At 62.0% G+C, this 7426-nt stretch carries 5 protein-coding genes; all 5 read left to right on the plus strand.

Annotated elements, in window-relative coordinates; genetic code table 11:
• Positions 1–757, plus strand: a 757-nt coding sequence (locus EOA29_RS19295) for a translocation/assembly module TamB domain-containing protein (RefSeq protein WP_189478933.1), incomplete at its 5' end; no start/stop codon positions are given.
• A 273-nt stretch (positions 758–1030) separates the two neighbouring features.
• Positions 1031–2683, plus strand: coding sequence for an ABC transporter substrate-binding protein (locus tag EOA29_RS19300; protein ID WP_126093014.1), 1653 nt, complete (start codon positions 1031–1033; stop codon positions 2681–2683).
• Positions 2684–2904: 221 nt separating this feature from the next.
• Positions 2905–3939, plus strand: coding sequence for an ABC transporter permease (locus EOA29_RS19305; protein WP_126093015.1), 1035 nt, complete (start codon positions 2905–2907; stop codon positions 3937–3939).
• Positions 3940–3951: 12 nt separating this feature from the next.
• Positions 3952–5109: an ABC transporter permease gene (locus EOA29_RS19310; RefSeq protein WP_126093016.1), complete on the plus strand. Its 1158-nt coding sequence runs from the start codon at positions 3952–3954 to the stop codon at positions 5107–5109.
• A gap of 47 nt (positions 5110–5156) precedes the next feature.
• Positions 5157–7379, plus strand: a complete 2223-nt coding sequence (locus tag EOA29_RS19315) for an ABC transporter ATP-binding protein (protein WP_127221298.1) — start codon at positions 5157–5159, stop codon at positions 7377–7379.
• Positions 7380–7426 lie beyond the last annotated feature (47 nt).

A 7426-nucleotide genomic window follows, 5' to 3' on the forward strand; every position in this document is an offset into this window, starting at 1 on the left:
GGCGCAGGACAGAGCGCTGAACCCGCCGACATCCGGCGGCGGCAATGGCGGCAGCGGTCTTGTCCTCGACGTGAAGGTCAACGCGCCGAACCAGATATTCATCCAGGGCAGGGGCCTGGACGCCGAACTCGGCGGATCGCTGAAGCTGACCGGCCCGGCGTCCTCGCCGCAGGCGGTCGGCACCTTCACGCTGCAGCGGGGGCGGCTGACGATCCTCGCCAAGCGGCTGACCTTCACCGAGGGCACGGTCGGGTTCCAGGGGTCGCTGGTGCCTTACCTCAACATGACGGCGACCACGACGACGAGCAGCGCCACCGTCACGATTGTTGTCTCCGGAGAGGCGACAAATCCCAAATTCAACTTCTCCTCGGTGCCGGCGCTCCCCGAGGACGAGGTGCTGGCGCAGCTCATCTTCGGCCGCTCGATGTCGAACCTCTCGCCGCTGCAGATCGCCCAGCTTGCCGATGCCGCCGCGCAATTGGCGGGCGCCGGCGGCTCGACATCGCTGCTCGACAATCTGCGCAGCGCCATCGGCGTCGACGATCTCGACGTGACGACGGACGAGAAGGGCGGCACCGCGGTTTCCGCCGGCAAATACCTCAACGACCGCACCTATGTGACGATCCAGAAGGGCGACAAACCGGGCTCCGGCAAGGCGACGATCGACCTCAATGTCGGGCGCGGCGTCAAGCTGCGCGGCGAGGCCAACGACGCCGGCGAAGCCAAAGGCGGCGTCTTCTACGAGCGCGAGTACTGATGACTTGGCACTCGCCTCGGGCGGAGCCAAGGGAGCTTTTACGGCGCGCGCACGGCCCTTATCCACCTAAAATGTCTTGATTTAATCGTCTGTCGATTTTTCGGAAATGTGCGGTGCACTAACAAATTTGCGTCAAGACTGTCGCTATCGCGCGAACCGGCCTCATTCCAAAGTTGCACATTCCCTAACATGTTCCCATTCCAATACCCTCTTTGACATGATGGTCTGGATGCGGAATGTTAAAAGGCAGAAAGCCAACAATGGGAGTCAGTTATGGCAATCTACAAAAGCAACAGCGACCGCGTTCCGGATCACATCCTGGCCTTGGCCGAAGAAGCCAAGGCAGGAAACGTCGACCGCCGCGAATTCCTGGCTCTGGCCAGCGTCTTCGGAGCGTCCACGGCGATGGCTTACGGCCTGCTCGGTCTCGCTGACCCGACCCCGGCGAGAGCCGAGGACGTTCAGGGCAAGAAGGGCGGCACGCTGAAGGTCGCGCAATGGATCAAGGATCCGAAGGATCCGCGCAAGTCCGACTGGTCGGAAATCGCCAATGCCGAGCGCCAGGCGCTCGAGCCGCTGGTCAAGTACACAACCGAATACACCTTCCGCCCCTATCTGCTGGAAAGCTGGGACGTGAACGATGACGCCACCGAATACACCCTGCATGTGCGCAAGGGCGTGACCTGGTCGAACGGCGATACCTTTACTGCCGATGACGTCATCTTCAACCTCAAGCGCTGGGCCGACAAGAAGGCCGAGGGCAATTCGATGCCCGGCCGTCTTGGCACGCTGGTCAAGGACGACAAGCTCGACGAGAGCGCCGTGACCAAGGTCGACGACATGACTATCAAGCTGAAACTCGGCAAGCCCGACATCGCGCTGATCCCGAACATGTGCGACTATCCGGGCCTGATCGTTCACAAGAGCTTCGACGAGAAGGGCGGCGATTTCAAAGCCTGCCCGATCGGCACCGGCCCGTTCGAGCTCGTCTCCTACGACGTCGGCCAGAAGGTGGTCTACAAGCGCCGCGAAGACAACAAATGGTGGGACGGCGAGGTGTTCCTCGACGGCATCGAGTTCATCGACTACGGCACCGACCCGGGAGCGATGGTCAGCGCCTTCGAGGCTGGCGAAGTCCACACCAATTTCGAGACGTCGGCCGACTATGTGTCGATCCTCGACGGCATGGACCTTGTGAAGTCGGAAGTGGTAACGGCCTCGACGATCGTGTGCCGGACCAATGTCAACAACAAGCCGTATGACAACCAGAAGGTCCGCAACGCGCTGCAGCTCGCGGTCGACAACAGTGTCGTCCTGCAACTCGGCTACGGCAATGCCGGCACGGTGGCCGAGAACCATCACGTATGCCAGATTCACCCGGAATACTACGAACTGGCCAAGGTCGCTCGCGATCCTGCCAAGGCAAAGGCGCTGCTGGCGGAAGCCGGCCAGGCCGACTTCGAGCATGAGCTGATCACGGTCGACGAGGACTGGCACAAGAACACCGGCGACGCGATCGCCGCGCAGATGCGCGACGCCGGCATCAAGGTGAAGCGCACGGTGCTGCCGGGCTCGACCTTCTGGAACGACTGGACCAAATATCCTTTGTCCACGACCAACTGGAACATGCGTCCGCTTGGCGTGCAGGTTCTTGCGATCGGCTACCGCACCGGCGAAGCATGGAACGAGACCGCCTGGTCGAATCCCGACTGGGATGCCAAGCTCAACGCCGCGCTGGCCGTCGCCGACGCCGCCAAGCGCAAGGAGATGATGAAGGACATCGAGCAGATCCTGCAGGATTCCGGTATTATCATCCAGCCTTACTGGCGCAAGCTCTACAGCCACTCGGTCAAGGCGGTGCAGAACTACAAAATGCATCCGACCTTCGAACGCGATTACGGCAAGGTCTGGCTCGACCAGGCGTGATTGGAGCCGATCGGGAAGGGGCTCTTGCCCCTTCCCCTCACTCCCATACACAATGCTGGAACCGGAAGCCGCCGCTCCAAGAGCGCGCGGATTTTTCGGCAACGGCATGTAACAAACAGGGTTGATCGCATCCGAGGGTCCGTCGACAATCAGCCTGGACGCTAACGGCCGGGTTGATTTTAGACAGGCTCCAACCCCCAACCAGACCGGCAGGGGCCGCCATGCTATCCTTCATCCTCAGACGCCTTGGCACGATGGCATTGACGATGCTGTGCCTGACATTGGTCGTTTTCTTTCTGATCAATCTCAACCCGAACCTGAAGAAGCTGGCGATCAGCCAGACCGAAATGCACACCTCGGCCGAGCAGCTCGAGGATTGGCTGGTCAACCATGGCTACCGGCAGAATTTCTTCGTCCGCTATGGTCAGTGGCTGGGGATCCTGCCCAAGCAGCCGATCACCGATCCGGCGACGGGCAAGCCGGCGCAGCGCTTCTCCTTCTGCAACGATCCGGTGGAGCCGAAATTCTCCGGCGTGCTGCAGGGTGATTTCGGCTGCTCGACCAAATTCAAGACGACGGTCGGCGCGAAGCTGTTCCCGGCGCTCGGCGCCACGGGGCTGCTGATGTTCTGGGTGCTGGCGGTGATGGTGCCGATCTCGCTGCTTGTCGGGATACTCGCCGGCATGCGCGAGGGCTCGCGCACCGACCGCACGCTGTCGGTCGCCTCGATCGCCTCGACGGCGACGCCTGAATATGTATCGGGCGTCATCTTCACCGTCATCTTCGCCTCGTGGCTCGGCTGGCTGAACGGCTCGGCGGCCTCGGCAAGCCAAGGCCTCACCTTCTATAATTTCACCCTGCCGGTGATGACGCTGGCCATCTACGGCACCGGCTACATAGCGCGCATGACACGCGCCTCGATGGTCGAGGTGATGACGCAGCAATATATCCGCACTGCCCGCCTCAAGGGGCTCTCCTTCAGCAGCGTCGTCGTCAAGCACGCACTGCGCAACGCGCTGATCGCGCCGTTCACCGTAATCATGCTGCAATTCCCGTGGCTGCTCACCGGCGTCGTGATCGTCGAGGTGATGTTCCGCTACCAGGGGTTCGGCTACACGCTGGTGGAAGCGGCGGGCAACAATGACATCGACCTTCTGCTCGGTTGCTCGCTGGTCTCGGTGTTCATCGTGCTGATCACGCAGCTCATCTCGGATGTCGGCTACGCGTTTCTCAATCCGCGTATCAGGGTTCAATAGGGGGCGAAGCGGATGCAGATCGAATATATCAGCGCCCTCAGCGTCATTATTGGTGTGATTTCCAGGTTCTGGCCGGTCTGGCTGGCGCTCGCCATCGTCATGGGCGTGAGCTTCGCCTATAAGAAGAAACTCGGCCTCTACGGCCAGCTCTTCGACAGCGGCGTCGGCATTGCCGGCGTCGGCATCTGCCTGTTCTGGCTGTTCACGGCGATCTTCGCCTCGACCATCTCGCCCTTCGATCCGCTGGCGCAGGTGTCGATCATGAAGGACACGCTGCCGGGCGCAATCGAGCCGACCTCGAAGCTCATCTATTATTTCGGCGGCGACAAGCTCGCGCGCGACGTGTTCTCGCGCATGGTCTATGGCAGCCAGATCGTGCTGATCATCGCCCCGGCCGCGACCGGCTTTGCGCTGATGGTCGGCATCACGCTCGGCCTGCCGGCCGGCTACTACGGCGGCAAGATCGACACGGTGCTTTCGTTCCTCGCCAATCTGGTGCTGGCTTTCCCCGTCATTCTGCTGTTCTACCTGCTTGTTACGCCCGGCATCATGGACACGCCGATCCCCTATGCGATGGCCGGCCTGTTCTTCCTGTTTCCGATCATCTTCTTCAGCGTGCTGTTCTGGACCCGCTACAAGAACCGGCCGGACCGGCTCTATATCCTGCTCGGCCTAACGCTCGTCATCGGGGGTTGGATCTATATCGGCCTCGTCTTCGACAAGGATCCGCTGAAGATCGTCCACATCGATCCCAACCAGCTCAACATTTTCGTCGCGGTGGTGTTCGCTTCCAGCCCCGGCGTGTTCCGCATCGTGCGCGGGCTCACCATGGACATCAAGACGCGCGACTATGTGGCGGCGGCGCAGACGCGCGGTGAATCGCCCTGGTACATCATGTTGTGGGAGATCCTGCCCAACGCGCGCGGGCCGCTGATCGTCGATGCCTGCCTGCGCATCGGCTACACGACGATCCTGCTCGGCACGCTCGGCTATTTCGGCCTCGGGCTGGCACCCGAAAGCCCCGACTGGGGCACCGCGATCAAGGATGCGAGCCGCCTGTTGCGCTCCTTCATCCATCCGGCGCTGCCGCCGACGATCGCGCTGATGTCGTTCGTGCTGGGGCTGAACCTTCTGGCGGATTCGCTGCGCGAACAGTCGATGAAGGATTGATGGCGGGGTCTTCGGCCCTACTTGGAAAACAAGGATTGGAGCGACCCATGAACGAGGCAGTTCGAGATCCGGCCAAGCCGACCAATGGGCCGATCATCGAGATCGAGAACCTCTCGATCTCCTTCTTTACACGCAAGGGCGAAATACCGGCCGTGATGGACTTTTCCTGCACGGTCATGCCCGGCGAAGCGATGGGCATCGTCGGCGAATCCGGCTGCGGCAAGTCGACCGTGTCGCTCGGCATCATGCGCGACCTCTCCAACATCGGGAAGATCGTCGGCGGGCGGATCAAGTTCCAGGGCCGGGACATGGGCGAGATGTCCGAGGAGGAGCTGCGCGCCATCCGCGGCAACAAGATCGCCATGATCTACCAGGAGCCGATGGCGAGCCTCAATCCGGCGATGAAGGTCGGCCAGCAATTGATGGAAGTGCCGCTGATCCACGATAAGGTCTCGAAGGATGAGGCCTACAAAAGGGCGCTCGAGATGGTGCGCGCGGTGAGGCTGCCCGATCCGGAGCGCATGATGCGCTCCTATCCGCACCAGCTTTCCGGCGGCCAGCAGCAGCGTATCGTCATCGCCATGGCGCTGCTGTCGAAACCGGCACTGCTTCTGCTCGACGAACCGACGACGGCGCTCGACGTCACTGTCGAGGCCGGCATCGTCGAGCTGGTCAAGGGTCTCGGCCAGAAGTTCGGCACCTCGATGATCTTCGTGTCGCACAATCTCGGCCTCATCCTCGAGACCTGCGACAAGATCACGGTGATGTATTCCGGCGAGGCGGTCGAGACCGGCAAGATCAAGGACGTCTTCGACCGGATGCGCCACCCCTATACGCAAGGGCTGTTCCGTTCGATCCCGCTGCCGGGCGCCGACAAGAATTCGCGGCCGCTGATCTCCATTCCCGGCCAATTGCCGTTGCCGCATGAGCGGCCGAAAGGCTGCAATTTCGGTCCGCGATGCCACCATTTCGTCGAGGGTGTCTGCAACGCCGCGGAAATCCCGATGATCGCCGTCGAAGGGCACGAGGGCCATTTCTCGCGCTGCGTGCGCTTCAACGAGATCGACTGGGAGGCGCTGCCGCCCGGCGCCAAGAAGGTCAATGAAAAGGTCGAGCCCGGCGCGCCGGTGCTCAAGATCGAGGATCTCAAGAAATACTACAAGGTCGGCGGCAGCGAGGTGTTCGGCTCCAGCGAAGGCCGCGTCGTCAAGGCCAACGAGACCATTTCGTTCACCGCGCGCGAGTCCGAGACGGTCGCGATCGTCGGTGAATCCGGCTGCGGAAAGTCGACGCTCGCCAAGGTGCTTCTGGGGCTCGAGACCGCAAGCTCGGGCACGGTGACGCTCGGCAACAAGGAGATCCAGTCGACCGGCATCGAGAGCCGCAATGTCGAGACGGTATCCTCGATCCAGATGGTGTTCCAGAACCCGTTCGACACGCTGAACCCCAGCCACACCGTCGGCTCGCAGATCATCCGCACGCTGGAGAAATTCAACGTCGGCAAGACGGTGGCCGAGCGACGCAAGCGCATGCTGGAACTGCTCGACCTGGTGAAGCTGCCGCGGGCCTTCGAGACCCGCAAGCCGCGCCAGCTCTCAGGCGGCCAGAAGCAGCGCATCGGCGTGGCGCGCGCCTTCGCCGGAGATGCCAAGGTGGTGGTAGCAGACGAGCCGGTGTCGGCGCTCGACGTCTCGGTGCAGGCGGCGGTGACCGAACTGCTGATGGACATCCAGCGCAAGAACAAGACGACGATGCTGTTCATCAGCCACGATCTCTCGGTGGTGCGCTACATCGCCGACCGCGTGGTGGTCATGTATCTCGGCTATATTGTCGAGCAAGGCACGACGGACCAGATATTCTCGCCGCCCTACCATCCCTATACGGAGGCGCTGTTGTCGGCGATCCCGATCGCCGACACCAGCGTGGTCAAGAAGCATATCGTGCTCGAGGGCGACATCCCGTCGGCGATGAACCCGCCGACAGGCTGCCCGTTCCAGACGCGCTGCGGCTACAAGAAGCTGGTTCCGGACAATCTGTGCGAGACCAAGGTGCCGCCGGTGAAGAACCTCGGCGACGGCCATATGAGCCTGTGCTGGCTGGCCGACGACGTGCTGGCGAAGATGGAGCCGGTCATCAAGTTCGACAAGGAGCACGCGGCGCATGAGGGCGTGCCGGACGATGCGCCTCAAGGCACGGGCCCGGGCTTTGCCGGTGCGCCGCCCAAGCGTCCGCATGGCAAGAAGCCGAAGCCGAACCAAAGCGCGTCGTGACGAAACGGATTCAGGCGACGCGCTTCAGTCTTTGTTTTGATGCATGT

It is taken from the genome of Mesorhizobium sp. M1E.F.Ca.ET.063.01.1.1, assembly GCF_003998155.1.
Classification (GTDB): Bacteria; Pseudomonadota; Alphaproteobacteria; order Rhizobiales; family Rhizobiaceae; genus Mesorhizobium.

Excerpts from the sequence above, each read along its gene's own strand:
- EOA29_RS19300 (WP_126093014.1), top strand. The coding sequence starts at position 1,031 with ATGGCAATCTACAAAAGCAACAGCGACCGCGTTCCGGATCACATCCTG.
- EOA29_RS19305 (WP_126093015.1), top strand. The coding sequence starts at position 2,905 with ATGCTATCCTTCATCCTCAGACGCCTTGGCACGATGGCATTGACGATG.
- EOA29_RS19310 (WP_126093016.1), top strand. The coding sequence starts at position 3,952 with ATGCAGATCGAATATATCAGCGCCCTCAGCGTCATTATTGGTGTGATT.
- EOA29_RS19315 (WP_127221298.1), top strand. The coding sequence starts at position 5,157 with ATGAACGAGGCAGTTCGAGATCCGGCCAAGCCGACCAATGGGCCGATC.